General features: G+C 68.3%; 14 protein-coding genes. 8 read left to right on the top strand and 6 right to left on the bottom strand.

Going from position 1 to position 16,601, the window contains the following annotated elements; genetic code table 11:
* Positions 1-99: 99 nt before the first annotated feature.
* Positions 100-1,290 carry an elongation factor Tu gene (gene tuf / locus J6U32_RS22535; protein ID WP_006367846.1) on the top strand — a complete coding sequence of 397 codons (1,191 nt, stop codon included), beginning with the start codon at positions 100-102 and terminating at the stop codon, positions 1,288-1,290.
* A 183-nt stretch (positions 1,291-1,473) separates the two neighbouring features.
* On the opposite strand, the gene J6U32_RS22530 is transcribed toward tuf, so the two are convergent.
* The 4 genes from J6U32_RS22530 to J6U32_RS22515 all read right to left on the bottom strand — a co-directional run bounded on the left by J6U32_RS22530 (position 1,474) and on the right by J6U32_RS22515 (position 4,835).
* Positions 1,474-1,767: a hypothetical protein gene (locus tag J6U32_RS22530; RefSeq protein ID WP_208792210.1), complete on the bottom strand. Its 294-nt coding sequence runs from the start codon at positions 1,765-1,767 to the stop codon at positions 1,474-1,476.
* A complete protein-coding gene (locus tag J6U32_RS22525; protein ID WP_208792209.1) occupies positions 1,764-2,612 on the bottom strand; it encodes a DUF692 domain-containing protein in 849 nt (282 codons plus the stop codon). Before J6U32_RS22525 ends, J6U32_RS22530 begins: the two co-directional genes overlap by 4 nt.
* 37 nt (positions 2,613-2,649) lie before the next feature.
* Positions 2,650-3,675 carry a TIGR04222 domain-containing membrane protein gene (locus J6U32_RS22520; protein ID WP_244332296.1) on the bottom strand — a complete coding sequence of 342 codons (1,026 nt, stop codon included), beginning with the start codon at positions 3,673-3,675 and terminating at the stop codon, positions 2,650-2,652.
* A gap of 257 nt (positions 3,676-3,932) precedes the next feature.
* Positions 3,933-4,835 (bottom strand): CDP-diacylglycerol diphosphatase, encoded by a 903-nt coding sequence (locus J6U32_RS22515; protein ID WP_208792208.1) that lies wholly within the window; start codon positions 4,833-4,835, stop codon positions 3,933-3,935.
* A gap of 277 nt (positions 4,836-5,112) precedes the next feature.
* Here J6U32_RS22515 and J6U32_RS22510 point away from each other — a divergent pair, with 277 nt between their 5' ends.
* A complete protein-coding gene (locus J6U32_RS22510) occupies positions 5,113-6,084 on the top strand; it encodes an alpha/beta hydrolase (RefSeq protein ID WP_208792207.1) in 972 nt (323 codons plus the stop codon).
* Between the two features lie 199 nt (positions 6,085-6,283).
* Here J6U32_RS22510 and J6U32_RS22505 read toward each other — a convergent pair whose 3' ends face one another.
* Positions 6,284-6,763 carry a helix-turn-helix transcriptional regulator gene (locus J6U32_RS22505; RefSeq protein ID WP_348273368.1) on the bottom strand — a complete coding sequence of 160 codons (480 nt, stop codon included), beginning with the start codon at positions 6,761-6,763 and terminating at the stop codon, positions 6,284-6,286.
* Positions 6,764-6,818: 55 nt separating this feature from the next.
* Here J6U32_RS22505 and J6U32_RS22500 point away from each other — a divergent pair, with 55 nt between their 5' ends.
* Together J6U32_RS22500 and J6U32_RS22495 are read left to right on the top strand one after the other, a co-directional pair.
* Entirely contained in the window at positions 6,819-10,646 is a 3,828-nt protein-coding gene (locus J6U32_RS22500) for a hypothetical protein (protein ID WP_208792206.1), read from the top strand.
* Positions 10,647-10,700: 54 nt separating this feature from the next.
* Positions 10,701-11,459, top strand: coding sequence for an alpha/beta fold hydrolase (locus J6U32_RS22495; protein WP_208792205.1), 759 nt, complete (start codon positions 10,701-10,703; stop codon positions 11,457-11,459).
* Between the two features lie 15 nt (positions 11,460-11,474).
* Here the strand turns inward: J6U32_RS22495 and J6U32_RS22490 are convergent, their stop codons facing one another.
* Positions 11,475-12,425: an oxygenase MpaB family protein gene (locus J6U32_RS22490; RefSeq protein ID WP_208792204.1), complete on the bottom strand. Its 951-nt coding sequence runs from the start codon at positions 12,423-12,425 to the stop codon at positions 11,475-11,477.
* A 70-nt stretch (positions 12,426-12,495) separates the two neighbouring features.
* Between J6U32_RS22490 and J6U32_RS22485 the strand changes: the two genes are divergently transcribed.
* The 4 genes from J6U32_RS22485 to J6U32_RS22470 all read left to right on the top strand — a co-directional run bounded on the left by J6U32_RS22485 (position 12,496) and on the right by J6U32_RS22470 (position 16,577).
* The gene (locus J6U32_RS22485; RefSeq protein ID WP_208792203.1) at positions 12,496-13,527 is read left to right on the top strand and encodes an o-succinylbenzoate synthase; all 1,032 of its coding nucleotides are present in this window, start codon (positions 12,496-12,498) and stop codon (positions 13,525-13,527) included.
* Positions 13,528-13,646: 119 nt separating this feature from the next.
* Positions 13,647-15,026: a cytochrome P450 gene (locus J6U32_RS22480; RefSeq protein WP_208792202.1), complete on the top strand. Its 1,380-nt coding sequence runs from the start codon at positions 13,647-13,649 to the stop codon at positions 15,024-15,026.
* On the top strand, positions 15,023-15,646 hold the full coding sequence (locus tag J6U32_RS22475) for a TetR/AcrR family transcriptional regulator (RefSeq protein WP_208792201.1): 624 nt from the start codon (positions 15,023-15,025) through the stop codon (positions 15,644-15,646). Before J6U32_RS22480 ends, J6U32_RS22475 begins: the two co-directional genes overlap by 4 nt.
* A gap of 58 nt (positions 15,647-15,704) precedes the next feature.
* Positions 15,705-16,577 carry an SDR family oxidoreductase gene (locus J6U32_RS22470; protein WP_425324083.1) on the top strand — a complete coding sequence of 291 codons (873 nt, stop codon included), beginning with the start codon at positions 15,705-15,707 and terminating at the stop codon, positions 16,575-16,577.
* Positions 16,578-16,601 lie beyond the last annotated feature (24 nt).

Genomic DNA, 16,601 nt, shown 5'->3' with positions numbered 1-16,601 from the left:
CACGGCGACCGACGTCGTGGTGACACGGCGCGAACAACGTAAGAGAAAACCCCTGCTGGGATCCGCCCAGTAGAGCAACAAGTCCAGGAGGACAATCAAGTGGCGAAGGCGAAGTTCGAGCGGACCAAGCCGCACGTGAACATCGGCACCATCGGTCACGTCGACCACGGCAAGACCACCCTGACCGCGGCCATCACCAAGGTCCTGCACGACAAGTACCCGACCCTCAACAAGAGCTTCGCGTTCGATCAGATCGACAAGGCTCCTGAAGAGAAGGCTCGTGGTATCACGATCAACATCTCGCATGTCGAGTACGAGACCGAGAAGCGTCACTACGCGCACGTCGATGCCCCGGGTCACGCCGACTACATCAAGAACATGATCACCGGTGCTGCCCAGATGGACGGCGCGATCCTCGTGGTTGCCGCCACCGACGGTCCGATGCCGCAGACCCGTGAGCACGTGCTGCTGGCCCGCCAGGTCGGTGTGCCCTACATCCTGGTCGCCCTGAACAAGGCCGACATGGTCGACGACGAAGAGATCATCGAGCTCGTCGAGATGGAGGTCCGCGAACTGCTGGCCGCCCAGGAATTCGACGAGGAAGCCCCCGTCGTCAAGGTGTCGGCGCTCAAGGCCCTCGAGGGTGACCCGGAGTGGGTCAAGTCCGTCGAGGAGCTCATGGACGCGGTCGACGAGTCGATCCCGGATCCGGTTCGCGAGACCGACAAGCCGTTCCTGATGCCCGTCGAGGACGTCTTCACCATCACCGGCCGCGGCACCGTGGTCACCGGTCGTGTGGAGCGCGGCGAGGTCAACGTGAACGAGGAAGTCGAGATCGTCGGCATCCGCGAGAAGTCCACCAAGACCACCGTCACCGGTATCGAGATGTTCCACAAGCTCCTCGATTCGGCGCAGGCGGGCGACAACGCCGGTCTGCTGCTCCGCGGCCTCAAGCGTGAGGACGTCGAGCGTGGCCAGGTCATCGTGAAGCCGGGCACCACGACCCCGCACACCGAGTTCGAGGGCCAGGCCTACATCCTGTCCAAGGACGAGGGCGGCCGTCACACCCCGTTCTTCAACAACTACCGTCCGCAGTTCTACTTCCGTACCACCGACGTGACCGGCGTCGTGACCCTCCCAGAGGGCACTGAAATGGTCATGCCGGGCGACAACACCGAGATGAGCGTCAAGCTCATCCAGCCGGTCGCCATGGACGAGGGCCTGCGCTTCGCCATCCGCGAGGGTGGCCGCACCGTTGGTGCGGGTCGAGTCACGAAGATCGTCAAGTGACGATTTCCCGTGCCCTCTGTGGTGGCGTGAGAGCGTTGTCATGTGGGCACGGGCCTGCGTCACGGATCGTCAAGTGACACCCTGACTCACTGAGTCATCAAGGCGCCCCAACTGCTTTCGCGGTTGGGGCGCCTTTCTCGTTGCGTCAGGCGATGCTGCCGCAGATGTAGCAGAAGGTTCGCCCTACGCGTGACCTTCTGCTACGTCTGCGGGCAGCTGCGCGGCGAACGCCGCGGCATCGGCACACGATCCGCCCCGCTCCCGCCGGCGCGCCCACGCGCAGAACAACTCGGTGAACCTGCGCTCCCCGAGTTCTGCGCACAGCAGCGGTAGATGTCGGGCCGCCTCACCGGACCGTTTGCGCAACAGGGCGTCCTCGACGGCGCGCAGCCGCGTCGGATCGAAGCCCGCAGGCGGCGGCGCACCGGTGACGAGCGCGCGCACGAGCGCTTCCTGCCGCCGGGCGAGGCCGGTCACGACGCCGCCCACCAGCGGCTGCCGACGGTGATCCGGTCCATCCGTGCGGCGTCGGCGATCGCGTCGAGTTCACCGAGGAGTTCGGTCACCGGCGGATACCGGCCGTCGCGCTCGAGCATGAACGCCGGTGCGCGCCCGGTGGCGGCGAGCCGGGTGACGAGGTCGAGCACCGCGTCGGGAACGGGTGCGGTGTGGGTGTCGTGATAGAGCACCCCGTCGGATTCGCCGCCGGCCACGTGACAGTAGGCGATCGCCTCGAGCGGCATCCGGGAGAGTTCGACGGCCGGGTTGGCACCCGAGTTGCGGGCGCACGCATACACATTCGCGACGTCCAGCAGCAGTCGGACCCCGGTGCGCTCGACGATCTCGGTGAGGAACTCACCCTCGGTGTATTCGTCGTCGGGCCAGGAGAACAGTGCTGCGATGTTCTCCACCGCCAGCGGCACCGACAACCGGTCCTGGGTGCGAGTGATGTTGTCGCACAACACTGCCAGCGCTTCGCGCGTCCGGGGGACGGGCAGCAGGTGCCCGGCCTCGACGCCGCCCGCTCGGACGAACGCGATGTGCTCACTGACCAGCGGTGAGCGCAGGCGGCGAGCCGCACGGGCCAGGATGTCGATCCGGTCGTCGGTCACCGGCTCGGCACCGCCCAACGACAGGCCGACGCCGTGCGGGATCACCGGCACCCCCAGCGCCGTAAGCGGTTCGACGTCGATGTACGGCACCGATTCGGCGATGACCTCACAGAATCCGAGGCCGGGGAGGCCGTCGACGACGGCCGCGATCTCCGGGCGCCAGCCGATCCCGATACCGGCGACCTGCGACGCACTACGTGATCTGTTCATGCGGAGCCCTTTCTCTGATGTGCCCGTCTCGTGGTGATCACCCGCCGCAGCCGCCGCCACCGCCCCCACAGCTGGATCCGCCACTGCTGCAGCCACTCCAGCCTCCGCCGCAACTGTGTGATGAAGCCCCGTGATGCGAGCCGCCGTCGCTGCCATCGTAGAAGGTGGACCCGAACCACGATGTCCCGCTGCTGCTCGTGGCACGTCGCGAGCGGGCCTTCTGCTTGACAGGTGTTGTGGGCGTGGCGATCACCGGATCGGGGGCCGTCGTCGGCGGCCGGAGCGACGGGTCGGCGGCCAGGCGCGGATCGAGCAGTGTAAGGGCCTCGATGCCGTACAGGGCTGCGGCCACCGCGGCGTGGTGTGCGCCGAGAGTGGCGAGCGCAGGCCGGTACTGCGGCGCGAGCAGCCGGTGGCGCCGCCGCAGTTCGGTGAGCACCGAATCGCCGCGCCCGGTTCGCTCACAAGGGTGGACGGCACACCAGATGCACACCGCAGCAAGGCATATCACGATGACGACGAGATAGCCGACCGGCTTGCGATGGGAGAGCCCGGCCACGATCCGCGCCAGCCCGAGGACGAGTACCGGAATCAGGACGGCCACCCCGACCGCGCGTCGGCGTGCGTGGCGCAGGCCCGCTTCGGTGAGTTCCGAGTGCACCTGCCGCAACGGCGCCGACACGTCACGCAGGGCACCCGTGCCGCGTCGCGCATAACGGTCACCGACCGCCCGCACAAACCGATCATTCTGTGCGGGTGCAGCTTTCAGTCGATTGGTCACGCGTCCATTCGAGGTGATGTAGCCGGCTGCCCGGAGCTGGGCGACCGCGGCGAGGACCGCATTCTCCTCGGAGGCCAATGCTCCGATCTGTGCGGGAGTGAGGTCGGGGAGATCGTCGACCCGCTGGTGGGCGGGACGTCGCCGCACGATGACGACGGCGAGGGCCGCCACCGAGATGACGGCGTAGAGGGCGAGGAAGGTCGTGCTGGGGATACCCCAGGTGTCGGGACCGTTCATGGTGTCACCGGCTTTCTCCCGGTGCGCGGCCTCGTCACGAGGCATGCGCGGAGGTGAACCCGCCCGATTGCACGAGGCGGGGAAAGGCATCGTCGGCCGGCGCGACGTTGCGCAGGCCCGACACTCGTTGCGGCGGCGGCCGTTCGGTTACTGCTTCTCGGCCCGAGAGTCACTGCGTGTCAGGTGATCTCAGTATCTACGCGGCGTGCGAATGCGCCAGTGGTGAAGGCCTGCCGTGGCCGATTCGTGACCGATTCCATCGGATGCTCACAGATATCGATCCGGTGAGCTGGGGCGATGTGTCAGGGTTTGTTGGCCGGCCAGTTGTAGATGTAGTCCAGCAGGCCCGTCCCCGGTCCCTTGGGTGTCTTCAGTGCCGTGCTGTTGATCAGGTAGTAGGTGCTCCCGATGCCGGTCCAGACTGCCCCGACGACCTGGTGTTCCATGCTCTCGGTCGCCGGGAGGACCTTCGCGAGTTCGGCGAACAGATTCGGCAACGCCCCGGTGTACTTGACCACCCGGAACCAGGCGGTCTTGCGCAGCGGGGTCTTGTGGCGATCGTTGATGCGTAGCTCGACGTTGGCCTGCGGCGTCATCCAGTCGCTGATCTTGGTCACCGGTTGGATCTGCCGGAGATCACTGAACGTCGGATAGAAGACCTGGGACAGGTGGATGTGGAGTTGGTCCTGGCCTCGTCGGTCCTTGGAGTTGACGCCGAGTGCGAGCGGGGAGGACGGCTTGGCCGGGATGTTCGCGACGGCCTCGCGCCACGCACCGGACCACCAGTTGGGCGGATCGTGGCGCAGGTAGCTGCATTCGATACCCGAGATGCGATTGGTCGGCATGAGCAGCATGTCGTTGTTGCCGTGCGGGTTGTCGCCGCCTCGACGGATCGCGTAGAAGCGGTTGGGACTCGCCGAGATCTGCTTGACGTAGAGGTTGGACCCGGGCTGGGCGGGCGTGCACCCCTTGACCTGATCCCACAGCCAGAAACGGCCGTTCGTCTTGCTCGAATCCGACGGACTGCCGCAGTCCGGTGGGGGAGCACCCCATGCGATGCCGGCGACGCCCGTTCCGGCGACCGCGCCGATGCCGAGGGCGGCCGTCGTGGTGAGGAAGGTGCGCCGGCTCACTCCGCGGCCCGGAATGGATGCGCCTGGCAATGGGGCGGATGCGTCCGGGAACGGGGTGGAGTCGCTGTCCATGGCCGGCCCTCTCGCCGATGAGCCCGGCTGATCGGCCGGATGCTCCGTCTGAGTCCTGAGTGTGCCACCCGGCGGTAGCCTCGGTTGCCCGAACATCGAAATCGATTCAGGTTCTCCACATGTTTCGCTCAGCGAATTCAGAGCAACCTAGACCTTATGAGTCACACTAGTAACATCCAGTCACAATTGCCACTTGGGTAACTGGCTGGTCTCAATGTCGGTGCCCTGTGGTCACGAGGCTGGTGAGAGCGGTCCGCACCGCCCTAATGTCCTCGGCGTGCGTTCAAGTCTGAGACGGTCGGTCCACAAGCGCCTGGGCCGGCGAATCGTCGCCGCGACCATCGTGGCGTCGGCGTTGGTGATCTCCCTGTCCAGTGGTGTCGGTGACGCAGATGCCGCATCGCTGAACCGGATCTCGGTCGGCGGGTGCGGGATGCCCGCGAGCCCGGTCGACATCTGGGCCCGGCCGGGCAACTACAAGACGGTGATCGCCCTCGACGGACTGCGCGCCACCAGCGACATGAGCGGCTGGCGTCACGAGACCAACATCGCCCGTCTGGCCGACTCGGGCGTCAACGTCGTCGAACCCGTCGGTGGACTCGCGAGCTTCTACACCAACTGGGACACCACCAGCCCCGGCAACAAGATCAAGTACCGCTACATGTGGACGTGCCGGTTGGACCGCATCGTCGCCGCACTGGATGCGCGCGGACTCGCCGTCGGACCGTGGGGCAAATACGCCATCATGGGCATCTCGATGGGTGGCGGATCGGCGATGATCTACGGCGCGTATCACCGCAACCGGATCTCGCATGTGTTCTCGATGTCGGGCTATGTGAACCTGTCGGCGCCGACGATGCGCGAGGCCGTGCGCCTGGCGCTGATCGACGCGGGCGTCGAAGCCGGGGTGGGTCCGTTCAGCGCGGATGCGATGTGGGGGCCGCCGTGGAGCGACCGCTGGCAGCGCAACGACGCGCTCGTCCAGCTGCCACGGATGCGCGGCATGAAGATCCGGGTGGCCGCGGGATCGGCCGCCTGGGGCCGATACAACACCGATGCCGTCAACTCCGTGAAGGGCACTCCGCTCGAGGCGGTGGCACTCGCGCAGACCCGGTCGTTCGAGGTGGCCGCCGCATTACAGGGCATCCGGATCACCTCCGACTTCCCGAACGTGGGCACTCACACGTGGGGTTATTGGCAGGACATGGTCTGGCGCGCCAAGAACTCCGGCTGGTTCCGGGACCGCTGATCACCGGACAGGCGCCGACAGGGGATGCGGCGCCTTGCCTGGGGTGATCTGCGGGTGCGTGGCGGAACCGTCGACGACGTGGCATCGGACCCCCTTCCGGGTCGGGTACCGCGTCGTCGACGGTGCCGTCAGACGAGGGCCCGTCAGACGAGGGCCCGTCAGACGAGGTGCCGTCAGACGAGCGGGCCCGTAACCGAACTCACCACTCGTCGAGCGAGACGTAACCGTCCTGGATCGCGCGGGCGAACAACGCCGACTTGGTGTTCGCCGCCCGGCCCGCCGACTCGTACTTCGCCCGGATACGGGCAACGTGGGTGCTCACCGTCGACACACTGATGAACAGTGATTTGGCGGCCTCTTGTTTGGACTCGGCGTGCAGCCAGGCGACGAGCACCTCGATCTCACGGCGCGACAGCTCGGGACGTCGGCTCGCCGGACGGTTCACCGCGTACAGGTGGCGATGGCGGGGATCGAGGTGGGGTCGCGAATCGTGCTGGGGTCGCCGATGCAACGGTGGCTCCTCGGTACCGGGGATGATGATGACCTCCTGATTGATTCGCGCCGCAGCCCTACTCGCCGGCGCGCAGATGACGTCGCGGTGTAGTCCGCGCGGACCAATCTTGGTGCGGAGGGGATGACGAAGCGCGCCGCGGTGGCTGAGAATCGGAAGTCGATACATTTCTCGATACGCTGACCAGCGCGAATCTGGTCCGACGACAAGGACTCTTCTCGCCATGGGACCCGATGCTGTGCACACCCGCGACGAGCTCGGCCGCGCCCTCACCGGGCTCCGCGAACGGTCCGGGATGAGTGTGCGCGAGGTCGCGTCCGACGCCGGCGCGCTGCTGGGCACGGTCGCCGGGTGGTTCGCCGGACAGCACGCCCCGACGCGGGCGAGCCGGGAGATGTTCGAGCGTGTCCTGGCCACGTGCGGCGTCGTCGAGGAGGCCGACGTCCAGCGGTGGTGGGCCGCGGCCGAACGGTCGTCGCGGCGCGCCCGCAGGTCGGCGTCGGCGGTGTCGCCGTACCGGGGCTTCGCGCCGTTCTCGGCCGACGACGGGGCCTGGTTCTTCGGTCGCGACGAGCTGATCGACCGGCTCGCCGACATGGTGCGCTCCCGGCTTCCCGAGACTGTGCCCGGTCCCGGCCCGGAGCCGGACCAGTCGGTCGGAGACGGTGGGCCCGGCTGGCTGCACGCCGTCGCGGTGGTCGGGGCATCCGGGGTGGGCAAGTCATCGCTCGTTCGGGCGGGCCTGCTACCGCGCATCGGCACGCAGGAGCCGTTCATCGACTGGCGCGCGGCAGTCATGGAGCCCGGCGACGATCCGGCCGCCGCACTCGAGCAGGCCGTCGCAACACTCGATGAGACGCCCGGCGACGGTCCGGCGCTGCTTGTGATCGATCAGCTCGAGGAGCTGTGGACCCAGGGTGATTCCGCCGGGCGGGCACGGCTGACCACCCGGCTGGCCGAGTACACCGGGCGCCGGCGCACCGTGGTGATTGGGGTGTTGCGCGCCGACTTCTACGAGCGTGCCGCCGCCGGGCCGATCATCGCGTCGGTGCTGGCCGACTCGCAGCTGCTCGTCACGCCGATGCTGCCCGCACAGCTGCGGGAGGTGATCGTGCGACCCGCCGAGGTCGCCGGGCTCACCGTCGACGACGATCTGGTGACCATGTTGCTCGACGACGTGGCGCCGTCGACGAGCGTGCGGCCGGTCGGCGCGGGCGTACTGCCACTGCTGTCCCATGCCCTGCGTGCAACCTGGGAGAAGTCCGATCGCCGACGACTCACCGTGCGCGACTATGTGTCGACCGGGCGTATCTCGGGGGCCGTCGAACAGACCGCGGAGTCGGTGTATGACTCACTCGACGACGCGCAGCGGGACGTGGCGCGCCGAATCCTGTTGGAAATGGTCAACGTCGACGAGGAGACCGTCACCCGGCGCACCGTCCGTCTCGCCGATCTCGACGCCGACGACCCGGCCGGGGACAACCGTCATGTGCTCGAGACGTTCGCCGCGGCACGTCTGGTCACGGTGACGACCTCGCACGCCCAGGTCGCACACGAGGCGCTGCTGACGGCCTGGCCGCGGCTGGGCGAGTGGATTGACGCCGACCGGGAACGGCTGTTGCTGCGGCGCCGACTACAAACCCTGCGGGACACGTGGGAGGCCAACGGACGGCCCGACGACCTGCTGCCGCTGCGGGCCCGGCTGGAGATGTTCCGGCCGCTCGCCGACGACGGCTCCTCGCTGGATCAGGCCAGCCGTGGCTTCCTGGAGGCCGGTGAGGCGCGGGTACGCGCCCAGGACGCCCAGGAGCGCCGCCGCAGTCGTCAGCTGCGCCGAATCGCGCTGACCGCCGGGGTCTTCGGCATCGTCGCAGTCACCGCAGCGGTCATCGCGGTGATCACCGGCGTACATGCGGTCGGTCAGCGCGAGCAGGCCGAGGCCGCCCGGAATCAGGCGCTGAGCCGACAGTTGGCCATCCAGTCGAGTGAGTTGGAGGATCGCGACCCGTTTCTCGCCGCGCAGTTGGCCATGGTCGCCTATCAGACCTCGCCGACCCTCGAGGCGCGGTCGCGGTTGATCGACGCGACCGGTCACGGTGTCCCGAACCGCTTTGTCGGTGAGGGCGGGTCGGTGTTGCTGGCCCGCTCGGTGTCACTGCTCGTCGCCGCCGGAGGTGGTGGGCAGGTGCGCGTGTTCGACGTGTCCGACCGCGGGATCGACCGACAGGTCACCACCTTCCGCGCCCCGGGTGGCGGAGGCCGATTGGGTGGGGTGGCGATCCTGCCGGGGACCTCAACGGTTCTTCTGGGCGGTCGCGGCACCCTCACCGCGTGGAATGTCGCCGACCCCGCACACCCGGTGCGCGCCTTCGACTTTCCGGACGTCGGCGGCGACGTCAACGCGATCACGGTGAGTCCGGACGGTCGGTTCGTCGTCGCCGCCGTACCCGAGGTCGGGGTGCAGGCATGGGTGAACTCGGCCGGGGCGTGGCGTCCGGTGCCGTTGCCGGGCAAGGTCGCCGGAGTCGCCGGCGCGGCCGCGTTCAGCCCGGACAGCCGCTCGCTGGCCACGAGCAGCGCCAACCGTCGCATCGATCTGTGGCGCATCGACGGCGACGCCATCGTCGCGACGGGGGAGATCCCACTCGATGCGTGGCGCGACAACGAACTCGCGCAGGGCCTGACCTACACGCCGGACGGTACGCGGCTGGCGGCGGCACTGCGCAGCCGCGTCATCGACGTCGTCGACGTCACCGATCCGGCGGCTCCGCGCAAGGTTGCGGGATTCGGCGGATTCGACAGTTACGTCACGGCGGTGGCCGTCAACGCCGCCGGTACCGAGATCGCGGGCGCGGGCGCCGACAACACGCTGCGGATCTTCGACCTGGCCAACCCGTCGGCCGCCCCGCGGATCCTGACGGCCGCGTCGAACGCGGTGTCGGTGGTGTTCGCCGGCGACCATGTGATCGCATCCAGTGATGATGGGCGGGTGCAGGATTGGCCGCCGACGTCGAATCGGACGGTGGTCGGGACCAACAGCGTCTACCAGATCCCGGCGAACGGCTCGACGACCCGGCTGCTCGCCGCCGACAGCGGCACCGATGGGCGGATCACCCAGTGGGACATCGAGTCCGGGGGACTGCGCCGCGCGGGACCGGATCTGGTTCCGCCGCCGGGCATCGTGTACTCGGGGGCGGTGACGATGTCGCCGTCGGGCCGGATCGCGACCATGGGGACGGTCACCGGCGCGGTACAGTTCGCGGACATGTCGAATCCCGCCGACCCGCATCTGGTGGGTACGGTCGACGCGCAGCACACCCTCAACGAGACGGTGGACTACAGCGAACGGTCGCATCTGGCCGTGACCGGGGCCACCGACAGCAACATCGTCACCGTCATCGATGCCTCGGATCTCGCTGCGCCCAAGGTGGTCTCGACCTTCGACGCCGGCGGTGGTGTGTGGTGGACGACGCTGAGTCCCGACGGTCGCAGGCTCGCGGTGGCGACCTCCACCGGCGTCGTGCAACTACTGGATCTCACCGATCCGGCTGCGCCGCGAGCCTATCCGCATCCGATCGACTTCGAGGGCGCAGCGCTCGCGGTGCGCTTCTCGGCCCCCCGCGGCGACCGGATCGTGGCGACCTCGGAGGAACGTGCGGTCGTCGTCGCCGATGTCTCGAATCCGCAAGCGCCGCATACCGTCGCGACGTTGACCGGTCCGGCGGGCCAGCTCTACAGCGCCGGTTTCTCCGCCGACGGTTCCCACGTGATCGCCGGTGGTGGGAATTCGGAGGTGTGGGTGTGGAATCTCGCCGACGGTGGGTCGGCGGAGGTCGTGATGCGCTCGTTCCCCGGACGGGTCTACGACGTGCGATTCGCGCCCGACGATCGGATCCTCGCCGCCGGTGAGGGAGGGGTGATCGAGTCGTGGGAGCTCGACACCGCTGCGATCATCGACGCGCAGTGCGCGCAGGTCGGTGATCAGATCACCGAGGAGGAGTGGGACACCTATGTGCGCGGCATGGGCTACCAACCTCCGTGCGGTCGGTGATCGCGGCCGCGGGGGCCGGTCCGGGTAGGTATCGACGCTGGTAACTTGGGCCCAATGCGGTTGTTGCAGCGCCCCATCGAGCACGGCGAGCTCACCCTCGCGGTTGCCGTCGACGGCGATCTCGCCGACGGCCGGACACCGCCGGTCCTGCTGGTCCACGGGATGGGCAGCGACCACGGCACCTGGCGGCCCTTCGCGTCGGTCCTGCGCCGCGCAGGCCGTGCGGTCATCGCGGTCGACCTGCGTGGACACGGCCGTAGTGGCCGTGCCGTCGAGTACACGCTGGAGGCCTTCGCCGCCGACCTGCGGTTCGTGCTCGACGAGTTCGACGTGGCGAGGGCTGATGTGGTTGGTCACTCGCTCGGTGCGCATGCGGCACTGCGTGCGGCGATGACCGATCCCGGCCGGGTCCGGTCGCTGGTGCTCGAGGAGGTACCGCCGATGCCACGCGACCAGGACGACCTCGACGAGGAGATCGTCATGTCGTCGGGATTCGGTGAACGCGTGCGCGGTATCGGCGCCCTGATGCGCAACCCGATGCCGGTCGTCCGATTCGATCGTGCCGTGGCAACGCAGGTCGGCACCGAGTTCGAGCGAGCCGAACCGCAGTGGTGGGACCGTCTGGCCGCGGTGTCCGCCCGGACCCTCGTCATCTCCGGTGGTCCGCGCAGCTTCCTTCCGCCGCAGCATCTGCAGTCCCTGGCGCAGGCCCTACCCGACGGCCGCTTCGACATCATCGACGCGGGCCACTCGGTCCATCGGGACCGTCGTCGCGAATTCGCCGCGAAGGCAGGCGCTTTCCTCGCGCGGTGACGCCGGTGCCGGCCCCTACGCGGCCGGCTTGTTGTGCAGCGGCCGCGGGTCGACGCCGACCTTCTCCCATGCCTCGGCGGCCCACGGCACATACAGCCACTGCACCGGCAGCCGGTTGAACACCGGGTTGAGCGCCCGCATGAATGCGGCAAACCTCTGGGAGTTCTTTTCGCGCTTGGCATCCCATTCCAGGTCGCAGACATCTCGCATCTGCTGCGGAAGGGTGCCGACCACCACGGTGCGGATGAACGCGTTGAGTGGGGCGGAGACGACGCGCCACACCGGCGCCGGGATGCGGCGGGGCCGCGGCAGACCCTTGCGGATGTATCCGGTGGCGTACACGACGGTCTTGTGCGGCACGAAACGCTCGAGCATGGAGTCCCAGTACTCGCGGAACTCGGTGTAGGTCTGCGGCTGACTGCGCGCGCTCACGCCGTAGAGCTCGTACCAGATCTTGCTCTCGGCGAAGATCTGTTCCTTCTCCGCCTCGGACAACCTGCGGATGAAGGTGTCGGTGATGTAGAGCACCTGATCGACGAAAGTGGCATGCGCCCAATAGAACAGCTCGGGATTGAGCGCGTGGTAACGCGAACCGTCGCTGATCGTGCCCTTGATATCGCGATGGAAATCGCGCACGGTTCGCCCCCACTTGGCGGGTTCGGCGCTGTAGACGGTGCGCATGACGGGCGGGCCGGTGCGGCGGGCGCGGCCGAGGAAGTCGTCGAAGATCACCGAGTGATCGAGCACGCCCTGTCCGAGTTGTTCGATGCAGTTCTCGGTGCCGGCGAGGCGCTGGAATCCGAGGATTCCGCGGACGTCGCCGTAGAACTTCCAGATCAGCGAGTCCGCGCCGAGCCGCGGAGTCGGCAGCGCGTCGTTCTCCGGAGCGGGGTGTTCGGGGCCGGCCTCGACCAGGACAGGCTGCGCCTCACGGATCGCCGAGTCGAAATCCTGATTCACTGTCATGGCGAGACCTTATCGCACGAAGGAACGGGTTTCCAGATTTGTTTCAACAGTCTGGACAGTGAGGAGGATCGTGACCGGTCAGAGGTTGCCGACGCCGGAGGAACTGCTCGAGCACGCGGTGGTGCTCAGCCTGCCGATGCGCACCCGATTCCGGGGCATCACCACGCGCGAGGTGATGATCGTCGAGGGGCCGGCGGGATGGGGCGAATTCGGGCCCTTCGTCGAGTACGACGACGAGGAGTCCGCGGCGTGGCTCGCGGCGGGAATCGAGGCGGCCTATCTCGGACCACCCCCCGCACGTCGCGATCGGGTCCCGGTCAACGCCACCGTCCCCGCGGTACCCGCGTCGGAGGTCGCGGGCATTCTCGCCCGTTTTCCCGGGGCGCGAACGGCCAAGGTGAAGGTCGCCGAACCGGGACAGACCCTCGACGACGACGTCGCGCGCGTTGCCGCCACACGCGAGCTCATCGGCCGCGTCCGCGTCGATGCGAACGGGAAGTGGACTGTGGCACAGGCGGTCACGGCGCTGCGGGCGATCGGCGACCTCGAGTATGCCGAGCAGCCGTGTGCCACCGTCGAGGAGTTGGCTGCGGTGCGTCGGGCGGTCGATGTGCCGATCGCCGCCGACGAGTCGATCCGCAAGGCCGCCGACCCGATGCGGGTGGTCGCCGCCGAAGCCGCCGACATCGCGGTGCTCAAGGTCGCACCGCTGGGCGGCATGCGGGCCGTGCTCACCCTGGCCGAGGAGATCGGTCTGCCCGTGGTGATCTCGAGTGCGCTGGACTCCGCGGTCGGCATCGCCGCCGGCGTCGCGGCCGCCGCGGCGCTGCCCGAGCTACCGTTCGCCTGCGGTCTCGGCACCGGCTCGTTGTTCACCGGAGACGTCGCCGACGGTGGCACCCCGGACGGTGGCACCCCGGACGGTGGCACCCCGGACGGCGGCACCCCGGACGACGGTCATCTGCGGCCACGGTGGTTCGGGCCCGGTGACCTCGACGTTCCGTCGACGCTGCGCGCCGCCGACGACCGCCGGCAGTGGTGGCACGAGCGATTGCGGCGCGCTCACGCGGTGCTGACCGCGCGGGGTCATCGGCTCGGCTGAGGAGGGTTCGGTTCCGGGCTCGTGGGGTGACAGTTGATAGAGACATATCGTAGAGTTTGTTCCATGGTGTTGTGTGGCTCACAGGCGCGGACGGATTCGCGCATGTGCAGGGTGCTGTCATGACCGCCCCCTCGTCGGTGTCTCGGGGCCCGGCCGGGAAGTCGCCGATCTTCGCCGCGCCGCCGCCCGGCAGCGATCTGCGGGCGATTCCGTGCGCGCACCGCAACGGAATCCTCGAGATCATGTCGATGCGCCGCGACCCCTTCGCCTTCGCCGAACGCCGTCGCGCCGAGCTGGGCGTCATCTCCGGCATGAGCGCGCTGGGAATTCGAATCGTCACCGCCGCAGGCCCCGACGCGGCCGCGGAGATCCTGATGAACTCCGACCGGGCCTTCGCCAACGGCCCGGCCTGGAGTTATTTCATCGGCCCCTTCTTCAACCGCGGGGTGATGTTCCTCGACTTCGAGGAACACCGCCACCACCGGCGCATCATGCAGCAGGCCTTCGCGCCGGCGATGCTCAAGGGCTACCTGCAGGAGATGTCGCCGATGATCGCCGAGGCGATGACCCGCTTCCCGACGGGGCGCGTGCACCTGTTCGATCGGTTCAAGTCGTTGACCCTCGACGTCGCGCTCGAGGTCTTCCTCGGCGTCGACCTGTCCGCCGACGAGTCCGCCACGCTGAACAAGGCCTTCGTGGAGACCGTTCGCGCCGGAGTCGCCTACGTGCGCAAGCCGATTCCCGGCGGTCGGTGGTGGAAGGGCCTGCGCAGCCGCAAGGTGCTCGAGGAGTTCTTCTACGCCACCCTGCCCGCCAAGCGGGCGCGTGAGACCCCCGATCTGTTCTCGGTGCTCTGTCATGCGCGCAGCGACGAGGGGCACCGATTCACCGACGAGGACGTCGTGAATCACATGATCTTCGTCCTGATGGCCGCGCACGACACCTCGACGATCACGATGACCCAGATGGCCTACCGGATGGCCGCCGACCCACACTGGCAGGAGCGGGCGCGCGCCGAGTCCGACGCACTCGGCCCCGAGGTGGGCTATGACGATCTCGGCCGTCTCGACGTGCTCGACCGGGTGATGAAGGAGTCGTTGCGGATGTGCCCGCCGGTACCCGCCCAGCCGCGAATCGCGGTCAAGGACACCTCGATTCAGGGGTTCTTCGTACCAGAGGGGACGTTGGTCAGTGTTCCGCAGCTGGCCAATCATCGGGACCCCGAGTTCTACACCGACCCCGGGGTCTTCGACCCCGATCGTTTCGGCCCCGAACGCGCCGAGGACAAGTCGCATCGGATGGCCTGGATTCCGTTCGGTGCGGGCGTCCACAAATGCATCGGTCTGTATTTTGGACAAATGGAAATCAAGACGATCATGCATCACCTGCTGCGCGGGTACGAGTGGTCGGTCCCCGCGGGGTACACGCTTCCGATGGACTACAGCGCACTGCCGGTTCCCAAGGACCGCCTACCGGTCACCGTCCGGGGTTTGCGATGACCCCGGGTGCGGCGGGCACCCACGCCGAGCAGGGCCGTCGGCGCAAGGTCCGCAACACCGACAGTCCCGCCGATCAGAACAGCGCGATCATCGCAGCCGCCGAGGCGGAGTTCACCGAGGTCGGGGTGCGCCGCGCGAACGTCGACGAGGTCGCCAAGCGCGCCGGGGTCTCCCGGTCCACGCTGTATCGCCGGTTCCCCAACAAGGAGGCGCTGCTGCTCGGCGTCGCCGAGGAGCTCTACGAACGCGGCATGGCCCGGCTGGTCGACGCGGTCCGCGGTCTCGGGCCCCGCGAGGCGGTGATCGAGGCTTTTGCCGCGGGCGCGGCGATGATCTCCGACGAACCGCTGATGCGCCGACTCGTCCTGACCGACCACGACATGGCGCCGATCACCGCTTCGGTGACCGCCCTGTTCATCGACGTCGCGACCGGCCGCGTCGCCGCGACTCTGCGGACCGCCGGTGCGCAGATGCCCGACGACGATCTGCTCGAGGCCATCGAAATTCATGTGCGCCTGGTCATCTCGTTCCTGGAGACACCGGCCTCCGACGAGGCACGGCGGGAGCCGGACCGGGTGCGGGCATTCGCGGAGAAGTTCCTCGCGCCGATGATCTGGTGACCGCCCCGGGCGGCCACCGTCGAAGTCAGTACGTGATCTCACCAAGGGGGAGTAGTCGATGAGTATGCGCAGCAACCGATTCGGTCGTATCGGGCATGACGAGGTGCGGGCCCGGCTGGCCGACAAGGTCGTGGTGATCACCGGCGGCGCACGAGGTATCGGCTTTCAGACCGCCGGTCAACTCCTCGACGCCGGGGCGCGGGTGGCGATCGGCGACGTCGACGGTGAGGTCCTGGCCAAGGCGGCCGCCGATCTCGGGGTGGAGGGGGTCGAGGTCGACGTCACCGACCGGGCGAGTTTCGCCGCCTTCCTCGACGAGGTCGAACGGCGTCTGGGTCCGGTGGACGTGCTGATCAACAACGCCGGGATCATGCCCGTCGGGTCCTTCCTCGAGTTCGACGACGCGTTGATCCGCCGGACCTTCGACATCGACCTGATCGGCGTCATCACCGGCAGTCAGCTTGCCGCGCAACGAATGACGGTCCGAGAGTCCGGGCAGATCGTCAACATCGCCTCGGTCGCGGGCCGGCTGCCGATGCCCGGCCTGGCCGTCTACAACGCCGCGAAATCGGGGGTCATCGAGTTCTCCGAGGCCCTCGACGCCGAACTGTCCGGCCACGGCGTACGGGTGAGCACCGTGATGCCGACCTTCACCCGCACCGGCCTGATCTCGGGCCTGGCGACCAATCGCTACATCCAGACCGTCGAACCCGAGGTCGTGGCCGCCGCCGTCGTCGGGGTCATCGCCGAGCCGCGCACCCGGGTGGCCGCGCCGCGGGCGATGCGGTGGGTGGACGCCAATCCGGTCTTCCCGCAGGCACTCAAACGTCTGACGCGCCGACGCACCGGACTCGACCGGATCTTCCTCGACTACGACCCGGCCGGCCGCGCCGACTACGACGCCCGGATGCGGGGGCGCGCGACATCCTGAGCGTCACGGCCCGGCGTTATGATC

The organism is Gordonia polyisoprenivorans, from assembly GCF_017654315.1.
Classification (GTDB): domain Bacteria; phylum Actinomycetota; class Actinomycetes; order Mycobacteriales; family Mycobacteriaceae; genus Gordonia; species Gordonia polyisoprenivorans_A.
Note: the sequence above shows the minus strand (reverse complement) of the source record. Positions and strands in the feature narration are given on the sequence as shown.

Bases quoted from the DNA above. Each gene is read 5' to 3' on its own strand.
- J6U32_RS22525 (WP_208792209.1), bottom strand. From the start codon at position 2,612: ATGAACAGATCACGTAGTGCGTCGCAGGTCGCCGGTATCGGGATCGGC.
- J6U32_RS22520 (WP_244332296.1), bottom strand. From the start codon at position 3,675: ATGCCTCGTGACGAGGCCGCGCACCGGGAGAAAGCCGGTGACACCATG.
- J6U32_RS22515 (WP_208792208.1), bottom strand. From the start codon at position 4,835: ATGGACAGCGACTCCACCCCGTTCCCGGACGCATCCGCCCCATTGCCA.
- J6U32_RS22505 (WP_348273368.1), bottom strand. From the start codon at position 6,763: ATGTATCGACTTCCGATTCTCAGCCACCGCGGCGCGCTTCGTCATCCC.
- J6U32_RS22500 (WP_208792206.1), top strand. From the start codon at position 6,819: ATGGGACCCGATGCTGTGCACACCCGCGACGAGCTCGGCCGCGCCCTC.
- J6U32_RS22495 (WP_208792205.1), top strand. From the start codon at position 10,701: ATGCGGTTGTTGCAGCGCCCCATCGAGCACGGCGAGCTCACCCTCGCG.
- J6U32_RS22490 (WP_208792204.1), bottom strand. From the start codon at position 12,425: ATGACAGTGAATCAGGATTTCGACTCGGCGATCCGTGAGGCGCAGCCT.
- J6U32_RS22480 (WP_208792202.1), top strand. From the start codon at position 13,647: ATGACCGCCCCCTCGTCGGTGTCTCGGGGCCCGGCCGGGAAGTCGCCG.
- J6U32_RS22475 (WP_208792201.1), top strand. From the start codon at position 15,023: ATGACCCCGGGTGCGGCGGGCACCCACGCCGAGCAGGGCCGTCGGCGC.
- J6U32_RS22470 (WP_425324083.1), top strand. From the start codon at position 15,705: ATGAGTATGCGCAGCAACCGATTCGGTCGTATCGGGCATGACGAGGTG.